The organism is Nostoc sp. (genome assembly GCF_036917635.1).
GTDB lineage: Bacteria > Cyanobacteriota > Cyanobacteriia > Cyanobacteriales > Nostocaceae > Nostoc.
The window spans coordinates 93,608-114,165 of sequence record NZ_JBALCW010000023.1 but is presented as its reverse complement, the minus strand read 5'-3'; the positions used below and the strand labels follow the sequence as shown (position 1 = coordinate 114,165).

The following is a 20,558-nucleotide window of genomic DNA, read 5'->3' as shown; positions in this document are numbered from 1 at the left end:
TGGTAGATTTAACATGGAGAATAGATTTTTTTATACAATACGTAGATTATACGGTCAATGCCCCAGGTAGTTTTAGTTCACCCACAAATTCCTCCTAATACAGGTAATATTGCCCGTACTTGTGCAGCTACGGGTACAGAGTTGCATTTAGTGGGGCCTTTGGGATTTGAAATTAGCGATCGCTACCTCAAAAGAGCAGGATTGGATTACTGGCCTTACGTCAAACTGCACTATCACGAATCGCTAGAAGCCTTTAAAAACCTACATCAGCAGCGTGGAGGCAGATGGTTGGGTTTTACTGTCGGTGGAAATTCTAATTACGTCAGCTTTCAGTTTCAACCAGATGATTGGTTGCTGTTTGGTAGTGAAACTACGGGCTTACCACCAGCAATTTTGTCAGATTGCGATGCTACTCTGTATATTCCCATGAGCCAACCGGGGGTTCGGAGCTTGAATCTCTCAGTAAGTGTGGCAATTAGCTTATTTGAAACGCGTCGTCAGTTAGGCTATTTACAATAGCTATTTACCTTCATCACCACAAGTAAATATACTTATGAAATTCTGAGATATCTATTAGACAAAGGATTTGTGGCAGTAAAAATTTTCTGAATTACTGCAACAATATGTAAAACAAGATACCTAAAATGGGTTTTTTTCCGAAATTGTAGTGGAAGATACTTACAAGGATATGAAGGTTATTATAAGAAATTTGTATATGAAACTTGGGATATTGCCAAATTTGAATGATAGATTTTGATGAATCTGAAAGATCCTAAAATGGGGGGAAAAACGGCTAAATCCAGTCATAATAGATATCTGAGCAATTTTAGCTCGATCAACCTAGAAAGCAGCCTTAAAGTAGCCGATAGATCATACGGTTGTTTTTTAGGGAATAATCAACTTAAAGTCTCGTGTTGAGAAGACTGATTGGGTAGAAATATCTTGAAGATATCTACAGTGGGGGGCATCACTTTTCCAGAAGTCGCAGCAATTTAATTCTCGGCAGCGACTATGGACTTGGCAAATAGCTTGTCCAGTCCCCGCAATTGACGCAAGACAATGGCGGACAATGGTAAAAAGTAAAACGTCCTAAGTGGTGTGAGGAGTGGTTCGGACAAGTAAACACAGCAAAATTTAAGTTTTGCTAATACGTGTGAACTTGTTTAAATCAGAGAAGCAGGTTAATCTTGCGTAAGCATCTCTGGTGAATGTGATCTCGATCTATCATTTGTTGTGATCTAAATCATTGACTAGTATCCAACTGAAAAATCGAGATCAGTTAAGCGCTAGTGATCGTAAGGAGGTCGTCTTTGAAACGAGCATTGAAAAAGAGAGTAAAAGCTGTGTTGAACAATAACCCCAGCAGCGATGATGCCCCGGTAGAACTGCTAAATGTGACAAATCCAAAAGTTAACCGCCGGGTGCGGACAAAAGCCGCCATGATTGGCTTGGCAATCTCTATGGGAGCAACCAGCCTTTTGGTGACTCGACAAAGCGATCAAGCCCAAGCAGCAGTGCCTGTAGGTAGCCAAAAGGCAACTTCAACGATTCCTGCTGTTGCTGACACTGAGGTGAAATTCGCCTCCACAAAGCTGGAGTCCCAAGCAGTCTCATCAGCGAGCGTGCCGGAAAATCCTGTTATTGTGGAACCAACGGCAGTCTCACAAGTGCCTGGGCTTGAAGCTAAATGGCAAGTCGCGGCAAATGGAATCTCTTTGCAAGTTCCTGTATCAGAAAAATTTTCCCAAGGAACAGCAGTTTATAAAAATTCTACCTACCTGAAGCCCCAAGTGGCGCAGGGATTAAAGAATACCTTAGCTGAAACTAGTTTCCCAACAGTCAATAATCTGTCTGAGTCTAGTGCTAATGGTGTTGGTATTGCAAAAGCATCACTAACTGCCCAGCCACAAACAGTGGCAATATCTGGCGCAGCCAACAGTGAAATAAATGCACAACTTAAGGCGCAACAAGAGTTCGCACTGAATCGCTTACAAGAAAAATCGAACCGTTTAAGAAATAGTCTGGCACAGTTGCGGTCTGGAGAGACTAAAGATTTATCACAAGCTGATATGGGGTTGGCACAGCCAACGACTGTAGTTGAGAAGACTGTATTAGCCCAGTCGGACACTTCTGGCGATGCAAGCAAAGCGAACTTGATATCGAAGTTAAAACAGAAGACACAGACGACTCCACTAACACCAGCTAAACCAACAGTTATTGCGTCCTCGACTCGAACAGCCTACGAAGTTAAGCCTGGAGATACACTAGCAGCGATCGCCAGCAGATATAACACTTCCGTATCAGAACTAGTCAAGGCAAATAACCTCAATAATCCAAATGAACTGAAAATTAGTCAACAACTAATTATTCCTGCTGTTCAAATTGAGGCAACTGTACCAAGTAACCCCACTCTAGCGAGTAACTCCACTCTAGCGATTAAGCCCACTTTTGTAGAGTCCAGCAAAACTCCTCATGTTGCCACTGCCACCTCCCCGATAAATATTGGTAGTGCCAACTCATATCTACCTAGTTCACAATCACCAACTATTGCCGGCAACACTAACATTACCGTCCCTACACCGGTAACTGTTCAGATTCAGGCAAATAGTGCAACCGACTTAGAAACAGCCCCTACTCCTGTTTCTTCTTATGGCGTCGGTGGTGAAAATCAAGTGCCACAAACTTTTGCCGAAATGCAACACTTTAAAGCACCAACAAATAGGGTAGCAAGGGTAAATAATAACAATAATGACCGTTTGCGGAGTTTACAAGCGGAAATTCAAAGGTTACAGCAGAAATATCGCACTCAACAGTCTGGGAACTCAGTTGTGTCAGCAGCAGCTACCGAAACTAATAATGCTGCGATTTTGACTCCTATTTCCACCCCCAATAATTTCACTGTACCCAATGCGGCTCGACCGAATAGTGTAGCAATCCAAATTCCAGTTCCTACACCGATTCAGAGTAAGTATAGCGTTCAGCCAATTAAGCCCCAATTCCGTACTTCTGTACGCCCTAGCGAGGCAGTAAACCCAGAGTTCTTGCCTAATCTAGGTTCTCCTAGTAAGTGGACTCCCTCTGACACCCCAGCAGCCGTAAAGGTTGCAACATCTTCTGGAAGAGTAAATGCTTCTGACTCTTTAGGAATGATGCGGGGAAGGACTGTTTCTCCACAGGTAATACCACCTTTGGCAGCAGTCGATCAATATCTGCCCAGAGCCATTGATCAACTAACGCCTCCTCCATCTTCTTCCTCAACCATAGCTTTCGACTGGCCAGCACACGGCACTCTCACTTCTGGCTTTGGTATGCGTTGGGGAAGACCGCACAAGGGAATTGATATTGCTAACTCCACTGGCACACCAGTTGTTGCTTCAGCTGAGGGGACGATAGAAAAAGCTGGCTGGAACAACGGTGGCTACGGCAACCTCGTTGAAATCCGCCATCCTGATGGCAGCACAACTCGTTATGCTCATAACAGCAAAATTCTGGTACAACCTGGTCAGCAGGTGCATCAAGGAGAAACAATTGCTTTAATGGGTAGTACTGGTCACAGCACTGGGCCACACAGCCACTTTGAAATTCATCCAGGAGGTAAAGAAGCTGTTAACCCAATAGCCTTCCTACCCCAACGCGTGTAAAACAGGCTATCTGTAATTAAATCATTGCCTTGTTAAGTTGAGGGAGTTAAACTCCCTCTTTTGCTTTCTATTGCCTCAACAGGGATGAAAGCTGTAAGAAATTTGCTTAAAACTAGGACTTTTTGCAAATTTGTATGCTATACTAGTAGATGATTTGAAGATATATGGCTCAGTAGCTCAGTTGGTTAGAGCACGGGACTCATAAGCCTGGGGTCGTTGGTTCAACTCCGACCTGAGCCACTTTTAAAATAAGAAAAATATAAGGGTTTCAGCTTCTACTTATCAGTAGCACTAGCGAGCGGAATTCTTATATTAGGCAATAAACGCAATATTTTTTAAAGTATATCTATTATGCTAGCTATTTCAATTAGTCCAGTTCTTAACTCTTGAGCTTCCTTTTCAGTGGTTATAGGCCCATTATCATTTACATCTTCAACTTCTAAAATAGCTTTCTTAGTTTTGATTCTTAACTTCAGACTGTGAAAGGTAGTATCATTTTCTTGCTTTTTCTCCCAGACAATGAAGAAGTTTGGTCTGCCTGGAACCATATCTTGTACATTACTGTATAAATAATTAATTTTTGATTTATATACCTTTATACCAAAATATCCTCTACCTCCTGCCCCAGGATTCTTAGCTACACATTGGAACAATTGATAAGTGCCATTATCTACAAATTCTATAGAGCCATCTGCTATAGCTATTGCTCTATAATTAGCTGGAATAGATATTTTTATTCCCATATTAGTTAAGGTTACTGTTCTTTTAATCTCAGAAGCAGTCTCTTCATCAAAAGCGCATATAGTTGGTTTTGCTTGGGCTAATACTGGACAGGCTACTATGCAAGCCAGGATCATAGGTAAAAAAATTTTATTAAGTCTCATTTTTATCTAAGCTACTGAATTTACTTTTGCATTATTGGGATCTGAAACATAATCTTCAGTTTTTAGACAATATATTTATTCCCCCAAATAGAAGAACGCCTGTAGCTGCCCGAACTATTAATCCTCTTTGTATTTGATCTGAAAAAGTTTTATCTTTATCAATTGCAGTGAAGTTCATACTGCAATTATCCAAACTTCCTACAGGAAATGCACAGTAGCTGTAAGTGGAAGGTTTAATGGTATTAGCTCCAATCAAACCTATAACTAAAGAAACAAATAAAGCAGCACTATATTTAATCTTATTAGACATTAATTTGAATACTATTAGAGCTTTTAATAGCTTATCCAGTAGATTATTTACCCGACAGAGAGAAAATACTGAATTTAGTTTTATCTTCAAAAAGACTTAAAACAAAGCCTTTATTGAGTTATAAAAAAGTTGTAAATAAAATTCTAGTCTGTAATCTTTACTGGAAAATAACTCTACTAAAGGTCTAGCCACAGATACTATTATGAGTTTAGCTTTAGCTGCTTATGCCTGGAAGAGAAGAGAGAGTAATAATACCTATTACGATGAAAAGAAAGCGGCAGATTATTTAATGGATAGAGTTGCGTAGGCTAATATAAAGGGTTTTAAACTAGAGCATTACCACAATGTTTACATACTGTAGCTTCTTTTTTCACAGTTTCTGCACAGTAAGGACATATTTTATAAATTCCTTTGTTAATCATTGAATTTTCTGTTTCTTTTAAAAGAAGAGCATGAGGTAAAGCAAAAATAAACATTAGATGTCCATACATCCACCAATTATAATTTAAAAGTTATAAGTAGTGAGCGATAAGTGGAATTAAGATAAAGTAACTTTGACTGCTCTGTAAGAGGCAGGTTTGACCTCTAATTCTCAGGACTCAGCACTAACTGTTTGATGAGTTTGTAGCCAGTTGAGCAAATCAGCGATGTCTACGACGGGCTACGCCAACGCACTAAAATCTAACAAAGCCTCACCCAGTGCTTCCAATTGTTTTAGAGAAAGACCCTGAATTTGTTCTCGAACCTGTTGTGGTAACTCTCGTACTCGTTTTTGTAGCTGTCGTAGTACAAGTGTTTGTGCTTGTTCCTGTTGTCCTTCCTCCTTTCCTCGCTCGTAGCCAATGCGTTCGCCTGTGGTAATGTAACTCATGGTACGCTCCTGCTCGAATTGTTTAAACTCCTGCCAAAATTCTGCTTCTAATCCTTTTGGTAAAATCATAACCCAATCGATAAAACGATAGAGGTTACAAATATCCTTTTCTTGCAGCCCTTGTTCATACAATCGCCGAATTAAACTAAATTTCCACGTTTTCCTTTCTTCCAACTGTTTAGTAGTTTGTTGGGTTTTTAAATGTGCCATTACCACCGTCGCAAAGGGATTATCGCTATTTTCTAACTCTGTCCATCGATTTTGATAATCGAGCAGTTTGACGGTTCCAAATCTAAAATGCAAACCACAATCGGGATAATTATACTCAGCACTATTTAATGTGGCGGATTACTTCAGCAACTGACCAAGCTTGAGCGATCGCTCCTCTGGGCTTGTGAGGTGCATCGCCATCAAAAATCTCAGAAATAGAACCAAGACAAGCGTCAAATAAGAAGTGATCTAGCAGAGGTTGCCAATCAAAAGGCAGCGATCGTTGTGGATAAAAACGTTGCCAAGCCCGAATATATGGCCCAATTAGCCAAGCCCAAACAGTGCCTTGGTGATAAGCGCGATCGCGTTGCTCTTGATTACCCTCATATCTCCCCTTATATTCGGGATCTCCTGGATCGAGACTGCGAAGGCCATAAGGGGTGAGTAAGCTGACAGTTGCCAAATCTAATACTTGACACCCTTGCTGTTCAGAAAAAGCGCAATGGTGCAGCGACAGTGCTAAAACGGCATTGGGACGAACTTGAAAATTCCGGCGATCGTCCGGCTCAATAGTATCGTACAAATAACCCAGATGAGGATTCCAGAACTTTTGCAGCGAGGTTTTCACATGTTCTGCTTGTTGAGCATAACGCTGTGCTTGCTTAACCAGACGCGCCCGCTCACCATACTCAAGCAGACTCAATCGTTCTGCCCACTGACTCAGCCAACATAAAGCAGAATACCACAGTGCATTGATTTCTACTGGCTTACCATAACGGGGAGTGACGGGGTATGCTCCAATTACCACATCCATCCAGGTAAGGGCTACACCAGGAGCATCCCAACTAACTAGCCCATCGGTAGCATCGATCTGGATATTGAAATGTGTACTACCGACAAATGCTTTGTAGATTTGCTGTACTAAGGGGAATTGCTCCGCCAAAAATTCCCAGTCTTGGGTAGCTTCTAAATAAAGTCCTAAAGTTTCAATCCACCACAACGCCGCATCAATACTGTTATAAATTGGTTCGCCATTGACATCAGGAAATACATTAGGAATCAACCCGTGGCGACAATAATGCCCAAAAGTCCGCAATACTCCTTTTGCTAAGTCAAAGCGCCGTGGAATAAGTGCTAACCCTGGTAAAGCGATTAATGTGTTGCGTCCCCAGTCATTAAACCAGTGATAACCAGCAATTACTGTAGGGCCTCGAATTGAGGCTCGATAAACGATAAACTGATCGCTTGCTTTGAGTAGTTGTTGCCAGATTGTAGATTGGGCATTGGGCATTGGGAATTGGGCATGGGGCATTTGAGATTCGTAATTATTCGCCTGCTCCCCTGCTCCCCTGCTCCCCTGCTCCTGTGCTTTTCTGCCTCCCTCTCTCCATCCAAAAATCTGTGAGAGCCTTTCTTCCTCTGCCTTCACGGCTTCTGTAAAGGTTTCGGGGGTAAGAACACCTGCCATCGAGTCGGGAAAACCTACTCGTGCTTCTAGAGTAACTGTATCTCCTGGTTGCAGTGTGATTATCAAGTAACCAGGACTGTAGAGGTCTTCCTTGTCGCCTAATCCCCGTTTTCTCTCCTCAGGCAATCCATAATGCCAATACCAAACTGCATCTGTTTGATATCTTCCTTGTGTCCAGCGCAAGTGCCAAGGTATACCGAAATTCCCAAAATTTTTTGCTTGCAGACAGATTTGCTGTTGCCCAAGCAATTGTGAGAACTGTAATCCTGGATTAGCAGTTTGCTGGTGGTGAAAGTCACGTTCTGCTATCAGCAGTCGCAGCCGTAAAATCGCTGTATCACTTCCCTCATAACGATATTGGATCAAAGTTCGATGGCAAAACTGGGAGTGGGAAGTATCATTCTCTTTCCTACTCCCTACTCCCCATTCCCTACTCCCTTCCCAACCATAAGGCATCACCAATTGTCTAGTTAACTGCCAGTTATCTTGACCCCAAATCCATTTTGGAACTGGGTTAATATCAAAGCAGCGTAGCAGTTCATAGCCTGTCGGCTCAATCTGACCGTTACCCCAAAAATTTGTCCCCAGTGCCACAACGCTCCCTAATACTTCCAAGCTAGCTTCTAGGTGCGACAACAGCAGAGTGCGATCGCTTGGAGGATTTGTCGCGGCAAACAGCCAACCGTGATAAGTGCGCGTGCGAACATCCGAAACTGTACCACTGGCAAAACTTCCTAAGCCATTGGTAAGCAACCATTCTCTTGTATCTAAATCAAGCATTTGCTACTCAAAATCGTTATGAGTATGATATAGTCGTAACAGATCGTAATTAAACTGTGAGAGCGTAGATGGGTGAGTTTTACTTAACCCGAATTCCAACGCTACTAAACGAATAAAGGAGAATTAGGTTAATGTCCCTTACTCACGAAACCGAAGACAAAACCAAAACAAGCATCCGCGTTGGTCAACAAGCTCCCGATTTCACAGCAACGGCTGTGGTAGACCAGGAATTTAAGACAATCAAACTTTCCGATTATCGCGGTAAGTATGTCGTCCTGTTTTTCTACCCACTAGACTTTACCTTTGTTTGTCCCACTGAAATCACAGCATTTAGCGATCGCTACGAAGAATTTAAGAAAATCAATACTGAAGTCCTTGGGGCTTCTGTTGATAGTGAATTCTCCCACCTCGCTTGGATTCAAACAGATCGTAAGTCTGGTGGCGTCGGCGACCTGAATTATCCTCTAGTCTCCGACATCAAAAAAGAGATTAGCGCCGCTTACAACGTTCTCGATCCAGCAGCCGGCATTGCCTTGCGTGGTCTGTTCCTCATAGATAAAGATGGTATCATACAGCACGCTACCATCAACAATCTAGCTTTTGGTCGCAGCGTTGATGAAACCCTGCGGACATTGCAAGCAATTCAGTATGTTCAGTCTCACCCCGACGAAGTTTGCCCAGCTGGTTGGCAACCTGGTGACAAAACAATGAATCCTGACCCAGTGAAGTCTAAAGTCTACTTCTCTGCTGTCTAAATTTCGCTAGCTAGGATTTAATACATCCTCTTGGAGTTGAGACTAAAATCAACGAAAACCACAGATAAACAGAGATACACATTAAACAGTGTCAACCTCGGTATCTATCTGTGGTTTTTTAATAAAATGGCATTTAAACCGCGTCTATCTTGAAACCTGTAGTTCTTCGATGATGAAAAGAATTTGCCCTCATTCCCCAACCCCGAATCCCAGAGAGAGGGATTCGGGGAGCCAGAATTTCAAAGTCCCTCTCCCATATCTGGGAGAGGGATTTAGGGTGAGGGCAAAAACTACGGTTCTCAACTTAGATGAGGTTTAAATAATCATTGTTAAAAATATACTAATCTTAACAATGGTTGTGACAGATAAAATGCCAAAAAGCGATTACTAAATAACTCTTCGACAATCCAAAATACAAAATACAAAATGTTATTATGCTTACTTCAACTGATTTTAGTGGCTTATTAAATGAGCGATTCTTCCGCAATTTTTTACCAGTTCCAGCGACAAATAAACTCAGGTTGGGAGTAGGAACGCCAGATTTTCAACTTCCTGATATTACCAACGGAACATTAGTAAAATTGTCTGATTATAAAAGCAAGCAACCAGTGTTACTCGCCTTTACTCGCATCTTTACTGAAAAACAATATTGCCCCTTTTGTTTCCCTCACATCAAAGCTTTAAATGAAAACTATGAGCAGTTTAAGAATCGTGGTATAGAAGTTTTAATGATTACTAGTACCGATGAACGGCAGAGTCAAATAGTTGTGAGGGATTTAGGCTTACAAATGCCGTTATTGAGCGATCCCAGTTGTCGAGTATTTCGTACCTATCAAGTAGGACAAGCGCTGGGAGCGCCTTTACCAGGCCAATTCATATTAGATAAAGAAGGAAAACTCCAATACTGGCATTTATTTTCTTTTTTGGATCACAATGCTAGTATTGAGACATTGTTAGAACAATTCAATTGAGTGTAATGTGTAAATGGCAATGCCCACCCTACTCATAAAATTGTGAGGTTTTATGGTGCTGACCCTTTATCATTCGTTGATTTCTCCTAACTCCCGCCGCGTCTGGATTACTCTGCTGGAAAAAGGACTTGAGTTTGAATTAGTAGAGATAAAACTGGATGGGGAGCAGTTTCAACCAGAGTTTTTGGCAATTAGTCCCTTTCATCACATTCCGGCTTTGGTGGATGACGGCTTTAATGTAGTGGAATCTTTGGCAATTCTGGACTATTTAGAGGCAAAATATCCCACACCTGCAATGTTGCCTAAAGATGCCAAAGATTTAGCGATCGCCCGCATGGTAGAACTGGTAACTATAAATGAGCTTTTGCCAGCAACCACCACCTTTTTACCTCAGTATCTCGGCTTGCCTGGAGGAGATCCAGAAAAAATCGAGAAGGCACAGCAAAAAATTACTACAGTGCTGAAGCTTTTTGATAATTTACTTGACGATCGCCCTTACTTTGGTAGTGAAAACCTAACTCTCGCCGAGGTTGTCGCTGGGACTGTAGTACCTTTGATCCCCATTGCAGGCATATCTTTGAGTGAATATCCAAAATTAAATGCTTGGTGCGATCGCTTAGTAGCACGAACAACGTGGCAAGCTACCGAGGCTACACCAGAAGCAATGGAAGCGATGAAGTCCATCCTGCTAGCGAGAATGGCGAAATAACCAACCTAATTAATTTAGAGACGCTTTCGCGTCTCTAAAATGCGAAATTTTCAGAGCTTGACTTGCTGTAAATGACTGCGGGGATTATAAGTACGTATAGCCCGGATTTTTTCATAATATTCCCGCTCTTGCTGGCTGAGGTCTTTTGGTGGTGCGATCGCCACCTTTACCAGCTGATCGCCACGTCCACCCTTAGGGAGAGGCCAACCTTTGCCACGTAAACGCAGCGATTGACCAGAACGCACTCCTGCTGGTAGCTTGACATTAACTAAACCATCGGGAGTGGGTACATCAATAGACGCTCCTAAAGTAGCTTCATCTGGTGTGATTGGTACTTCGCACACCAAGTTATCGCCTTCCATTTGGAAGAACGAGTGCGGCTGAAATTCGACTTTTAAGTATAAATCCCCTCTTTGTTGAGTCATCGGGTTGATTTGACCTTTGCCCCGCACGCGCAGACGAGTACCAGGTTTAGCGCCAGATGGGATACGAACATCAATTGTTTCGTTACCTAAACTGAAGCGCTTTTGCACACCGTTAAATGCTTCAGCAAAACTTAAAGTGATCGCAGCTTCACTATCCTGGGAAGAACCCGTACTTGCATCACCAAACCCATAATCGTTAAAGTTGCCGCTAAAACCACTCGTCGCACCTGTAGAACTGCGGTAAGAGTAATTTTGTGAGTAATTTGAGTAATTATTAGTTTGTTGTGAGTAACTTTGTCGCCCACCGCGAGGGGTAGCACCACCAAAACGTCCTAGCAACTCATTAATGAACTCATCAAAATTTCCGTATTGACTGAAGTCAAAACCACCCATATCAACACCAGCGCCGCCAGATGGGAAACCTTCACCAGCCTGTTTCCAATATTGACCGAATTGGTCGTATTTTTTGCGTTTATCTACATCTGACACAACTTCGTAGGCTTCGCTAACTTCTTTAAAGCGTGCTTCTGCCTGTTTGTTATTTGGGTTGACATCAGGGTGATATTTGCGGGCTAGTTTACGAAAGGCTTGCTTAATCTCGTCTTGAGTGGCAGTCTTACTAACTCCCAAAATTGCGTAATAGTCTTTGAAGTCGGTTGCAGCCATCTATCTACCAGCCTCCTATAGAAATTCCTGTTATGTTTTTTTTAAGATAAGAGATGTTAGTTTGCCCGGTATAGTGCCTTAGCATTGAGAATCTGACTTTAAATTAACAAAGAATATAGAAATTCAAGTGTGGTTCTCGCTCAACAAGCGATCGCAATTTCCGTACTCTGGTTTTTCTGATAAGCAAATCAGCCTGTCTAGTCCCTCTTCCAGACTTGGGGGAGCATCTCGGAGTTGACGGTGCATCCGCAAGATAATTTCTTCAGGAACCTGGCGCGATCGCCTTTTATTACGTGCTATACACAGCCACACTGGGGTATCCACCCAAATTCCGGTAATGTGGGTAAAACCCAAGTCACGGGCTAAAGCAATGACTTCACGGCGATGGCGGCGTTGGGCATTAGTGGCATCAAAAATAGCTATATTCTTAGTATAAATAGCTTGCTGAAATTGCCGTTCTACTTCTTGCCAAATCAGCAGCCACGGCCCCTGAATAGCTTGAGAACCAAACAGGTGCCCCCGAATGCCATCCGTAGAAATCAGTAGCATCTGGGGGCATTCTGTGAGTAATTCTTTTGCCAAAGTAGACTTACCGCTACCTGGAAGGCCAATCAACAAAAGAAGCGAGGAATGAGAAGTTAGAAGTGAAGAATTAAAAGTCAAGAGTGAGGAATAATCATAATTTTTAGTCATTAACTCCTAACTCCTAAACCACGTCTATCTTGAAACCTATAGTTCTTCCATGATGAAAAATATTTGCCCTCATCCCCCAACGCCGAATCCTAAATCTGGGATTCGGGGAGCCAGAATTTCAAACTCCCTCTCCCAGATTTGGGAGAGGGATTTAGGGAGAGGGTGAAAACTACGCTTCTCAACTTAGATAAGGTTTAACTCCCAACTCCAAACTCCTAACTCCCAACTCCTAACTCCTAACTCCTAACTCCTAACTATTAAATAATCGTTCCATCGGTAATTACAGCATTTTTCAGTACAACAACGATGCCACTGCGGATATAGAAACCTTGACTTTCGCGGTCAGCTTCTTGCACGTTATCTTTATTGATAATTTTGACATCGTGACCGATACTGGCGTTTTTATCGATGATCGCACCGCGAATAATTGAGTCAGCACCAATACCTACAGGAATGTCACCTTGTTCTACGTTAGATTTGCGTTCTACAGAAGCTTGGTAAAAATCTGCACCCATCAGCAAAGATTCTTCGATCAGACAGCCAGATTCAATCCGCGATCGCACTCCTAAAACTGAATGTTGAATGCGGCAATTCTTCAAAATACAACCTTCGCCGATAATTGATTCTGTGATCTGGCAATCTAATAGTTTACTCGGAGGTAAGTAACGAGCGCGGGTATAAATTGGTGCTTTTTCATCGTAGAAACTAAAAGGCGGTTGGGGCTGCTGAGTCAGAGCTAAATTGGCATGATAAAATGCCTCAATTGTTCCAATATCTTCCCAGTAATCATCAAAAAGGTAAGCTTGAACGTTGTAATCTTTAGAGGCATCAGGAATAATTTCTTTACCAAAATCAGTCCTTTCTATACCTTCTTTCAACAACTTGAACAAAACCTCTTTTTTAAAGACATAAATCCCCATTGAGGCGATGTAAGGCTGTTGCTGGGCAAGTTCATTTGATAATCCCAGTACGCTTGTATCAACGCGCATTTGGATTAAAGCTTCACCTTTCGGTTTTTCGCTAAAATCGATTACTCTACCAGAATCGTCAATTTTCATCAAGCCAAAATCTGAGGCGCGGCGTTCATCTATAGGGATGACTGAGAGAGTAATATCAGCCCCCGTTTCCCTATGGCGCTGGATAAACTCACGATAATCCATGCGGTAGAGGTGATCGCCTGAGAGGATTAAATATTCATCTACATCCCATTCTTCCATTAACCACAGATACTGACGTACAGCATCGGCTGTACCTTGGAACCAGTTAGGGTTTTCTGGTGTTTGTTGTGCCGCTAGCACTTCCACAAACCCCTCATTGAACCCAGTAAAGTTGTAGGTACGGGCGATGTGGCGATTCAGGGAAGCTGAGTTGAATTGTGTCAGGACGTAGATTTTGAATATTTCGGAATTGATGCAGTTACTGACAGGGATATCGATTAGGCGGTATTTCCCTGCTACTGGTACTGCTGGTTTAGCACGTAGTTTGGTTAGTGGGTAAAGCCGAGTACCCGCGCCACCACCAAGAATGATTGATAAAACTTTTTTCACAAAATGTCTCCCGACTGCCTTTCAACTCTCATCTTCAGTTTAGGACTGTCTGCCACCACAGGTAAGGGGGTTCATCTGATTCTTTGGGATGAATTTTACAGAAAGCTACTGGTAATGGATAGTGCTGCCTGTTAATCAAAAAAGTGACTACAAGTAATAATTTATACTCAATTTTTTAAGTATAAACTGTTCTGGCATTGCAAACAATCACTTGATAATTCTCAGACTAACCAGGTATAACTAATTAATAATACATCGGTAATGACTTACTTAGAATTTAACTATCCAATATAATACTACAGGATTTCTGTATAATTAAACTTGCCAACAGTTTGTTTAATCAAAACCTGATTCACAGTAACAGCAAAAAATTATCCGCACATTGTAGGGTTAGGCAATGCCCATTAAACAGCTTACTTCCCTGTATTTAATCTTCTATTAACCAAACCTAATTGCTGCGATCGCTTCAGATATTTCACCCAAGGTTGCTCTGATAACTGGGAAATGGCATTTGGTGAGAGTGTTGCCGTAAAAATATCTTTGCCACTGCTAACGTCACTGACACCAAAACTTTCTAAAACAGCAGTTGCAGTAGAGTTTAAAATTGGTTCCGTATGGATGAAAACAGCCAAACTAGTTTCTTGTGAATTTTGAACATCATTCAGCGCTGTAGCAAGAGCGGCATCTAATTTTTGATAATTCATCAGCAACTCCTTACTAAAAAGAGTAGACAATTTCTGTCTACCTTAACTTATCAAATTTATAGGTTTTTATTGCCTACCCTTGTACAGAAATAATATTCATATTTCTCAGTCTAATTACAGATTTAAGGTCTTAATCACTCCATAACCCCATTTGTCATCAAATGTGCCTGCGGGTTTTCCAGGAATGGTACTATTTTTACGTAGCAAGTCTTTCACCGCAGCCGGATCGAGTTTAGGATCGCGCTGCAACAGCAGTGCCACTAATCCACTAACGAACGGTGTTGCCATACTCGTACCAGCCTGCACCACAAACTTGGAACTAATCATCGATGAGCGGTCAAAATTTGCATCGGCGGAAAGCGTCGAAATAATCATCGCTCCTGGTGCTGCTACATCCGGCTTTTGTCCATTATTCCGTAGAGGCCCTTCACTACTGAATTCCGAAATAGTATGCAATTCTAACCCCATTTCTCGCACTTGGTTATCAATATCTGTGTACTTGGTTTTAGTAGTATAAGCGGCAACTGTAATTGCACTGCTAGCGGCTCCTGGCGAACCAATTTTTACTGCATCCTTGACACTTTTACCTGTGAAAAACACTGATGAACTGTCATCTAGTGTCCACACGTCTAAACGTGTGTCAGATGAGGAAGCATTGCGGACTCGCAGTTGCCAAATACCTCCCATGACTGGCGAGGGGTCAATACCGCGTATTTGCACAAAGAAATTATGGTCGCCGTTGGCTTGGTCTGGCGCTGGTGTCGCTAATTGCACCCGTGCATCTGGTAACTGATAATCTTGTGCGGCATTACCCTGAGTAATTATTTTTTGGAAAGGGGTGATAAAACCGTTAGGACTCCGCACAGAAACTTCCAATTCGCCGTTTTTGGAATACCAACCGTTTAACCAAACTATGGGTATTTGATTCAAAGGAACATTAAAGCGTATACCGCGAGTGCGTCCACTGGGTATCGTCGCTTGAGCATGAATGTTATGGTTTCCTTCGTTACCCGCCGCACAGCAAACAATTCTTCCAGGGCCAGTTTCGGCATCAATGACCTTTGATAAGGAATCACTACCATCATGGGCATCAGCGTGTCCGCCCAAGCTGAGATTTACCACTGCTGGGCGTCCCAATTCTCTAGCAACTCGGAAAATGTAACGCACAGCATCAGCAATGTGGGCATCCTCTAAATCTGACCTGACGATAACCAATTCCGCTTCTGGTGCGATACCGCCATAGCTAGCATCGGCACCGGCGGCAATTCCCGCAACGTGAGTACCATGACCGCCAGTATCCTGAGAAATTGTCAGTTGCGCTCCCGTCAATTGGGCCCCATAGCCGCCCTCTGTGACTCCGGGGCCTGGCAGTGTTTGATCCCAAATGTGTAAAATTCGTCCAGCAAAGGCGGGGTGTTTCGGATCAATGCCACTGTCTATAATGCCGATAATTACTCCTTTACCAGTCAGTCCGGTTCGGTTCTGGAACTCCGGTAATTTGACTGTTCCGATTGCAGTGTCCATTCTTAAATGAAGTTTGCGTGATGGCTTAATTCGCCGAATCACATCTTCTTCAGATAAGACATCTAAATTCTCTATCGGTAAGAAAGCCGTCCGCACACTTCCAGAGTTTTGATTGACTTCAATATTATATTGTGATAGATAACTTAAGTCTGCATCATGGTCGCAGTAAATAAAAACGACGCTTTTTGTGGGCTTGACTGGGCTTTTGTGGGCAATGATGCCAAGCGATCGCTTGTGTGTAACTAAAGCTTGCTCTCCTTCATTTTGATAGTCTCGAAATGCCAAAAGTAATCCGGGAGAAAGTTTTTCGTGCCTCATTTTTACCTCAAATTCAATTTATTGGGAGCTAGAAGCCAAGAATTTAGTGCAAGCCGCAGATCCCCGACTTCTTTAAGAAGTCGGGGATCTTTTGTCTCACGAATCATTCAGGATTGCTATAGTAATAACATTTGCTCAAAAACATAGTAGATAAGGAATAGAGACAAGTGTTCCCAATGCCCAATTCCCAATTCTCTATCATAAGTAAGAGCCATAAAGAAGCTAAGATTTGCAACGATCGCTTCTGAAGCTAGAAAAAGTTATCCATGCAAATTCAAACACCAGACTGGGTAAAGCACGCAGTTTTTTACCAAATCTTCCCAGATCGCTTTGCCAGAAGCAAACAGCCGCGCAAACGGTTATTGCAGGAAGCCCGTTGGGAAGATTGGGACTCAATGCCAACACTCCAGGGTTATAAAGGCGGCGACTTATGGGGCATCATAGAGGGTTTAGACTACATCCAGGATTTGGGAATTAACGCGATTTACTTTACACCGATTTTTCAATCCGCCAGCAATCATCGCTATCATACCCACGATTATTATCAAGTTGACCCGATGCTGGGGGGCAACGAAGCTTTTAAGGAATTGCTAGATGCAGCCCATCAACGGAATATCAAAGTTGTTCTAGATGGGGTGTTTAATCATTCTAGCCGTGGTTTTTTCTTCTTCCACGACGTTTTGGAGAATGGCCCCCATTCACCTTGGGTAAATTGGTTCAAAATAGAAGGCTGGCCGCTTTCACCATACAATGGGGAATTGCCGGCAAATTACCTAGGTTGGGTGGGAAATCGGGCTTTACCAGAATTTAACCATGATAATCCAGAAGTGCGAGAATACATTATGGAAATTGCCGAATATTGGATAAAATTCGGCATTGATGGTTGGCGATTAGATGTACCATTTGAAATAAAAACTCCTGGATTTTGGCAGGAATTCCGCGATCGCGTCAAGGCAGTCAATCCTGAAGCTTACATTGTCGGCGAAGTCTGGGGAGATTCCCGCGAGTGGTTGGATGGAACGCAATTTGACGGCGTGATGAATTATCTATTTGCAGGGCCGACAATTGCCTTTGCAGCAGGCGATCGCGTAGTCTTAGAACAAGTCCAAGGCCGCGACTATCAACCCTACCCACCCTTATTTGCAGCCGAATACGCCACCAAAATTCAAGAAGTACTGCAACTTTACCCTTGGGAAATTCAGCTAACTCAACTCAATTTGTTAGCAAGTCACGATACAGCCCGATTAATGAGCATTGCAGGCGGTGATATAGGTAGTATAGAATTGTCAACTTTACTACTACTCACCTTTCCCGGTGCGCCCAGCATTTACTATGGTGATGAAGTTGGTTTACCTGGTGCAATAGATCCAGACTCACGTCGTGGTTTTCCTTTAGAGAGTAACTGGAATCAAGAAATTTTCAATACTCATCGTCAATTAATTGCCCTGCGCCACACATACCCAGCATTGCGTACAGGTGATTACCAAGTCCTCCATGCTCAAGGACAAATTTATATCTTTGCACGAACTTTAGGGACAGAGGAATTGATAATTGCCGTGAACGCTGGCACAAGTTCGACAACAGCCAATGCAGATGTCGCCAGTTTGCGTACCCAACCCAATAAGCTGTTATATGGCACTGCTGAAGTTGAGTGGAATAGTGAACAGTTGTTATTAACTCTTCCCCCACGCAGTGGCTGCATCCTGGGGGCTGGAGACTAGTAGTATGTCAACATAAAAATGACGGATGTAGAGACGCGAAATTTCGCGTCTCTACAAGGTTTTGGATAGTACAAACAAACTTAACAAAATCAAATTGACAGACTACTAGGGAGCAGAGGAAGAAAAAAAACTATTGATTAATTCCCAATCCCCAATCCCCCTATCTCCCCGCAACCATTGCAGGCATCAACACCGCATCAATAACGTGGATCACGCCATTGTCTGTCAAAATGTCTGTTTTGATGACATTAGCGTTATTTACCTTAAATTTACCGTTGGCAGATTCAATGGCGACAATTGACCCTTCAAGAGTCTGTGCCTCATTGATCTGTGCCAAATCATCAGATCGAACATCCCCACTAGCGACATGATATGCGACAATTTTCTGGAGCTTAGGGATATCTTGTAGTAGCGATTCTAAGGTTCCCTCTGGCAGATTGGCAAAGGCTTCGTCAGTTGGTGCAAATAGTGTAAAAGAACCAGGACTTTTCAGAGTTTCTATCAGATTTGCAGCTTCAGCAGCCTTTACCAGGGTATTGAAGTTTCCCGCGTTGATAGCAGTTTCCACAAGGTCAGCCATAAGGGTGTGTGACTTTAGTCAGGTATATATTACAAGTAACTTATATTGACTAAAACACTCTCAACCTCTATCAAGAGAGAGGTTGCTAGCGATTAAATACACAGCAGCAGATTTATTGGTACTGCTACACTGGGGAATGACCCCAAGAACCACTGATTATGCTAAAGCGTTCTAAGTTCGAGACAACTCAGTCTCAGATTATGCACCGTTCTGAGGAGCTGATTAGTGCAGCCTCAAATCGTTACCGCATTACGGTTCAGGTGGCAAATCGTGCTAAACGTCGGCGTTATGAAGACTTTGAAAATAACGAAGATGTGATGATGAAGCCAGTGTTAAGGGCAATTATCGAAATGTCCGATGAATTGACTCAGCCAGAAATTATTGGCGAATTATAAAAAAAGGCTTTAGAGAAGGTAGGATGAGCAAAAATTTATCGTTCATTCAACCCCTACTTAAACCTTGGCAGACACTCACTGCTTTAATGGTGGTGGGTGTAATTGTTTTGGGTTCAGGGGCGGAAAAATCAATACATAGAAATTTATTTAGTATCCAACCTGCTGATGCTCAGAGAATCACACCTAGCGATGTTTGGCAGCTAGTATATCAGCAATTGCCCGATTTACCACGAGAAAATAACTATATCAGCAAAGAAAATGGGAAAGTTGCCGAAAACAACACCTTAGTAAGTCGCCTGATTACATATCACATTTATACCAAAGGGCGGGCCCCAATTTATCGCTTAGATTGGAAGCTGACTTTAGCTGATTACCTGGGTGCGAACGAAATTATGTATGATACTACCTATCCAGGCAATAAAACACTACGGGAAAATCCGATGGAAGGCGATCGCTTTGCCATCACCCGTCTCACCCGCAGCCAACGAAATGCCCTAGTGCAAGTCTTAGTCAATATATTTAACCCGAGTCCCCAAAATACTCCACCCCCCAGCCCCAACCCCACACCCAGCCCTAATACATCAACCACCCCACAACCACCCCAACGAGGAGGTGCTGAACTACTGAAATGACCAAACCCAGAGTTCAAAATCTTCCTTTGCGTTCCTCTGCGTTAAACCTCAGCGTCCCTCTGCGTTTAAAAAACTAACCTATGGAACGCCTTGTAAAAACCGGATTTGGCTGGCGTATAGGACACAACCCCGATGCACCTGAATTTAAAGGTTTAGTCGGTACAGATGATTGGGCAATTGAGTTAACCGAAGCCGAGTTGAATGATTTTTGCCGCTTACTAGCACAGCTAGCAGACACCATGAAGCAACTCGCAACAGAATTAATGGAAGAGGAAAAAATTGCTTGTGAAGCCGAAAGCGATTTATTATGGATGGAGGTAGAAGGCTATCCTCATGCTTACAGTCTGCGCTTCATCTTAAATACAGGGCGATGTGTAGAAGGTAAATGGGATGCTTCTGTTGTTCCAGATTTAGTGCAAGCGAGTGGGATGCTTAAGGTTTTTTAAATTTGCCTCTTGCTTATCCTAGAGTTTTGCTGTAGAATAGGAATTCTGACCGGGGCGTAGCGCAGCTTGGTAGCGCGCCACTTTGGGGTAGTGGAGGTCGTGGGTTCGAATCCCGCCGCTCCGATTGATGATAAGCCATGCCTGCTAGTCTTTTCAAAATGATTAGCAGGTTTTTTCATGGCACTGTAGAAATGACGTAGCACACAGAATACAAAATATTTCAGCTTCTAGGTGATTTTTTTAGCCCGTCCAACAAAAGCGATCAAACCGCAGCAAGTGAGTGATCCTGACAGCAGTGCGATCGCAAA

Annotated in this window: 19 protein-coding genes, 2 tRNA genes and 1 pseudogene; 11 read left to right on the top strand and 11 right to left on the bottom strand. The window is 42.7% G+C overall.

From position 1 onward, the window contains the following. Positions 1–57 precede the first annotated feature (57 nt). The 3 genes from V7K32_RS07745 (at position 58) to V7K32_RS07735 (ending at position 3,881) form a co-directional block, all read left to right on the top strand. Positions 58–519 (top strand): tRNA (cytidine(34)-2'-O)-methyltransferase, encoded by a 462-nt coding sequence (locus V7K32_RS07745; RefSeq protein WP_334991821.1) that lies wholly within the window; start codon positions 58–60, stop codon positions 517–519. An 824-nt stretch (positions 520–1,343) separates the two neighbouring features. Continuing rightward, complete coding sequence (locus tag V7K32_RS07740) at positions 1,344–3,641, top strand: peptidoglycan DD-metalloendopeptidase family protein (RefSeq protein WP_334991819.1); 2,298 nt, start codon at positions 1,344–1,346, stop codon at positions 3,639–3,641. Positions 3,642–3,807: 166 nt separating this feature from the next. After that, a tRNA-Met gene (locus tag V7K32_RS07735) sits at positions 3,808–3,881 on the top strand. A 95-nt stretch (positions 3,882–3,976) separates the two neighbouring features. On the opposite strand, the gene V7K32_RS07730 is transcribed toward V7K32_RS07735, so the two are convergent. The 5 genes and pseudogenes from V7K32_RS07730 to V7K32_RS07715 form a co-directional block, all read right to left on the bottom strand. Next, the gene (locus V7K32_RS07730) at positions 3,977–4,525 is read right to left on the bottom strand and encodes a hypothetical protein (RefSeq protein ID WP_334991817.1); all 549 of its coding nucleotides are present in this window, start codon (positions 4,523–4,525) and stop codon (positions 3,977–3,979) included. Between the two features lie 55 nt (positions 4,526–4,580). Next, positions 4,581–4,835: a hypothetical protein gene (locus V7K32_RS07725; protein WP_334991815.1), complete on the bottom strand. Its 255-nt coding sequence runs from the start codon at positions 4,833–4,835 to the stop codon at positions 4,581–4,583. Positions 4,836–5,158: 323 nt separating this feature from the next. Continuing rightward, the gene (locus tag V7K32_RS28680) at positions 5,159–5,257 is read right to left on the bottom strand and encodes a zinc ribbon domain-containing protein (protein ID WP_442938705.1); all 99 of its coding nucleotides are present in this window, start codon (positions 5,255–5,257) and stop codon (positions 5,159–5,161) included. 239 nt (positions 5,258–5,496) lie between these two features. Next, positions 5,497–6,042: pseudogene (locus tag V7K32_RS07720) on the bottom strand (DUF4351 domain-containing protein); the annotation flags it as partial. Further along, on the bottom strand, positions 6,038–8,164 hold the full coding sequence (locus V7K32_RS07715; protein ID WP_334991813.1) for an amylo-alpha-1,6-glucosidase: 2,127 nt from the start codon (positions 8,162–8,164) through the stop codon (positions 6,038–6,040). The gene V7K32_RS07715 and the pseudogene V7K32_RS07720, both read right to left, overlap by 5 nt. Before the next feature lie 131 nt (positions 8,165–8,295). Between V7K32_RS07715 and V7K32_RS07710 the strand changes: the two genes are divergently transcribed. The 3 genes from V7K32_RS07710 (at position 8,296) to V7K32_RS07700 (ending at position 10,599) form a co-directional block, all read left to right on the top strand. After that, positions 8,296–8,919 (top strand): peroxiredoxin, encoded by a 624-nt coding sequence (locus V7K32_RS07710; protein WP_334991811.1) that lies wholly within the window; start codon positions 8,296–8,298, stop codon positions 8,917–8,919. Positions 8,920–9,353: 434 nt separating this feature from the next. Next, a complete protein-coding gene (locus tag V7K32_RS07705) occupies positions 9,354–9,890 on the top strand; it encodes a peroxiredoxin family protein (RefSeq protein ID WP_334991809.1) in 537 nt (178 codons plus the stop codon). Positions 9,891–9,945: 55 nt separating this feature from the next. Further along, positions 9,946–10,599, top strand: coding sequence for a glutathione S-transferase family protein (locus V7K32_RS07700; protein ID WP_334991860.1), 654 nt, complete (start codon positions 9,946–9,948; stop codon positions 10,597–10,599). 50 nt (positions 10,600–10,649) lie between these two features. Here V7K32_RS07700 and V7K32_RS07695 read toward each other — a convergent pair whose 3' ends face one another. The 5 genes from V7K32_RS07695 to V7K32_RS07675 all read right to left on the bottom strand — a co-directional run bounded on the left by V7K32_RS07695 (position 10,650) and on the right by V7K32_RS07675 (position 16,476). Beyond that, positions 10,650–11,690: a J domain-containing protein gene (locus V7K32_RS07695; RefSeq protein WP_334991808.1), complete on the bottom strand. Its 1,041-nt coding sequence runs from the start codon at positions 11,688–11,690 to the stop codon at positions 10,650–10,652. A 123-nt stretch (positions 11,691–11,813) separates the two neighbouring features. Next, positions 11,814–12,383, bottom strand: a complete 570-nt coding sequence (locus tag V7K32_RS07690; RefSeq protein WP_334991806.1) for an AAA family ATPase — start codon at positions 12,381–12,383, stop codon at positions 11,814–11,816. A gap of 257 nt (positions 12,384–12,640) precedes the next feature. Continuing rightward, on the bottom strand, positions 12,641–13,930 hold the full coding sequence (locus V7K32_RS07685) for a glucose-1-phosphate adenylyltransferase (protein WP_334991804.1): 1,290 nt from the start codon (positions 13,928–13,930) through the stop codon (positions 12,641–12,643). A gap of 413 nt (positions 13,931–14,343) precedes the next feature. Further along, positions 14,344–14,634, bottom strand: coding sequence for a hypothetical protein (locus tag V7K32_RS07680; protein ID WP_334991802.1), 291 nt, complete (start codon positions 14,632–14,634; stop codon positions 14,344–14,346). Positions 14,635–14,748: 114 nt separating this feature from the next. Beyond that, complete coding sequence (locus V7K32_RS07675; RefSeq protein WP_334991800.1) at positions 14,749–16,476, bottom strand: S8 family serine peptidase; 1,728 nt, start codon at positions 16,474–16,476, stop codon at positions 14,749–14,751. Between the two features lie 266 nt (positions 16,477–16,742). Here V7K32_RS07675 and V7K32_RS07670 point away from each other — a divergent pair, with 266 nt between their 5' ends. After that, positions 16,743–18,197 (top strand): glycoside hydrolase family 13 protein, encoded by a 1,455-nt coding sequence (locus V7K32_RS07670; RefSeq protein ID WP_334991798.1) that lies wholly within the window; start codon positions 16,743–16,745, stop codon positions 18,195–18,197. 160 nt (positions 18,198–18,357) lie between these two features. Here the strand turns inward: V7K32_RS07670 and V7K32_RS07665 are convergent, their stop codons facing one another. Further along, a complete protein-coding gene (locus V7K32_RS07665) occupies positions 18,358–18,777 on the bottom strand; it encodes a fasciclin domain-containing protein (RefSeq protein ID WP_334991796.1) in 420 nt (139 codons plus the stop codon). Between the two features lie 158 nt (positions 18,778–18,935). On the opposite strand from V7K32_RS07665, the gene V7K32_RS07660 reads away from it, so the two are divergent. The 4 genes from V7K32_RS07660 (at position 18,936) to V7K32_RS07645 (ending at position 20,374) form a co-directional block, all read left to right on the top strand. Further along, on the top strand, positions 18,936–19,172 hold the full coding sequence (locus V7K32_RS07660) for a DNA-directed RNA polymerase subunit omega (RefSeq protein ID WP_334885017.1): 237 nt from the start codon (positions 18,936–18,938) through the stop codon (positions 19,170–19,172). A 23-nt stretch (positions 19,173–19,195) separates the two neighbouring features. Beyond that, on the top strand, positions 19,196–19,804 hold the full coding sequence (locus V7K32_RS07655) for a hypothetical protein (RefSeq protein ID WP_334991794.1): 609 nt from the start codon (positions 19,196–19,198) through the stop codon (positions 19,802–19,804). Positions 19,805–19,884: 80 nt separating this feature from the next. Next, positions 19,885–20,250, top strand: a complete 366-nt coding sequence (locus tag V7K32_RS07650; RefSeq protein WP_334991792.1) for a DUF1818 family protein — start codon at positions 19,885–19,887, stop codon at positions 20,248–20,250. A 50-nt stretch (positions 20,251–20,300) separates the two neighbouring features. Beyond that, a tRNA-Pro gene (locus tag V7K32_RS07645) sits at positions 20,301–20,374 on the top strand. Positions 20,375–20,558: the final 184 nt, after the last annotated feature.

Coding starts and splice junctions, on each gene's coding strand:
- V7K32_RS07705 (WP_334991809.1), top strand. CDS start 9,354: ATGCTTACTTCAACTGATTTTAGTGGCTTATTAAATGAGCGATTCTTC.
- V7K32_RS07655 (WP_334991794.1), top strand. CDS start 19,196: ATGAGCAAAAATTTATCGTTCATTCAACCCCTACTTAAACCTTGGCAG.
- V7K32_RS07710 (WP_334991811.1), top strand. CDS start 8,296: ATGTCCCTTACTCACGAAACCGAAGACAAAACCAAAACAAGCATCCGC.
- V7K32_RS07650 (WP_334991792.1), top strand. CDS start 19,885: ATGGAACGCCTTGTAAAAACCGGATTTGGCTGGCGTATAGGACACAAC.
- V7K32_RS07745 (WP_334991821.1), top strand. CDS start 58: ATGCCCCAGGTAGTTTTAGTTCACCCACAAATTCCTCCTAATACAGGT.
- V7K32_RS07680 (WP_334991802.1), bottom strand. CDS start 14,634: ATGAATTATCAAAAATTAGATGCCGCTCTTGCTACAGCGCTGAATGAT.
- V7K32_RS07670 (WP_334991798.1), top strand. CDS start 16,743: ATGCAAATTCAAACACCAGACTGGGTAAAGCACGCAGTTTTTTACCAA.
- V7K32_RS07660 (WP_334885017.1), top strand. CDS start 18,936: ATGCTAAAGCGTTCTAAGTTCGAGACAACTCAGTCTCAGATTATGCAC.
- V7K32_RS07690 (WP_334991806.1), bottom strand. CDS start 12,383: ATGACTAAAAATTATGATTATTCCTCACTCTTGACTTTTAATTCTTCA.
- V7K32_RS07695 (WP_334991808.1), bottom strand. CDS start 11,690: ATGGCTGCAACCGACTTCAAAGACTATTACGCAATTTTGGGAGTTAGT.
- V7K32_RS07730 (WP_334991817.1), bottom strand. CDS start 4,525: ATGAGACTTAATAAAATTTTTTTACCTATGATCCTGGCTTGCATAGTA.
- V7K32_RS07675 (WP_334991800.1), bottom strand. CDS start 16,476: ATGAGGCACGAAAAACTTTCTCCCGGATTACTTTTGGCATTTCGAGAC.
- V7K32_RS07725 (WP_334991815.1), bottom strand. CDS start 4,835: ATGTCTAATAAGATTAAATATAGTGCTGCTTTATTTGTTTCTTTAGTT.
- V7K32_RS07715 (WP_334991813.1), bottom strand. CDS start 8,164: ATGCTTGATTTAGATACAAGAGAATGGTTGCTTACCAATGGCTTAGGA.
- V7K32_RS28680 (WP_442938705.1), bottom strand. CDS start 5,257: ATGATTAACAAAGGAATTTATAAAATATGTCCTTACTGTGCAGAAACT.
- V7K32_RS07665 (WP_334991796.1), bottom strand. CDS start 18,777: ATGGCTGACCTTGTGGAAACTGCTATCAACGCGGGAAACTTCAATACC.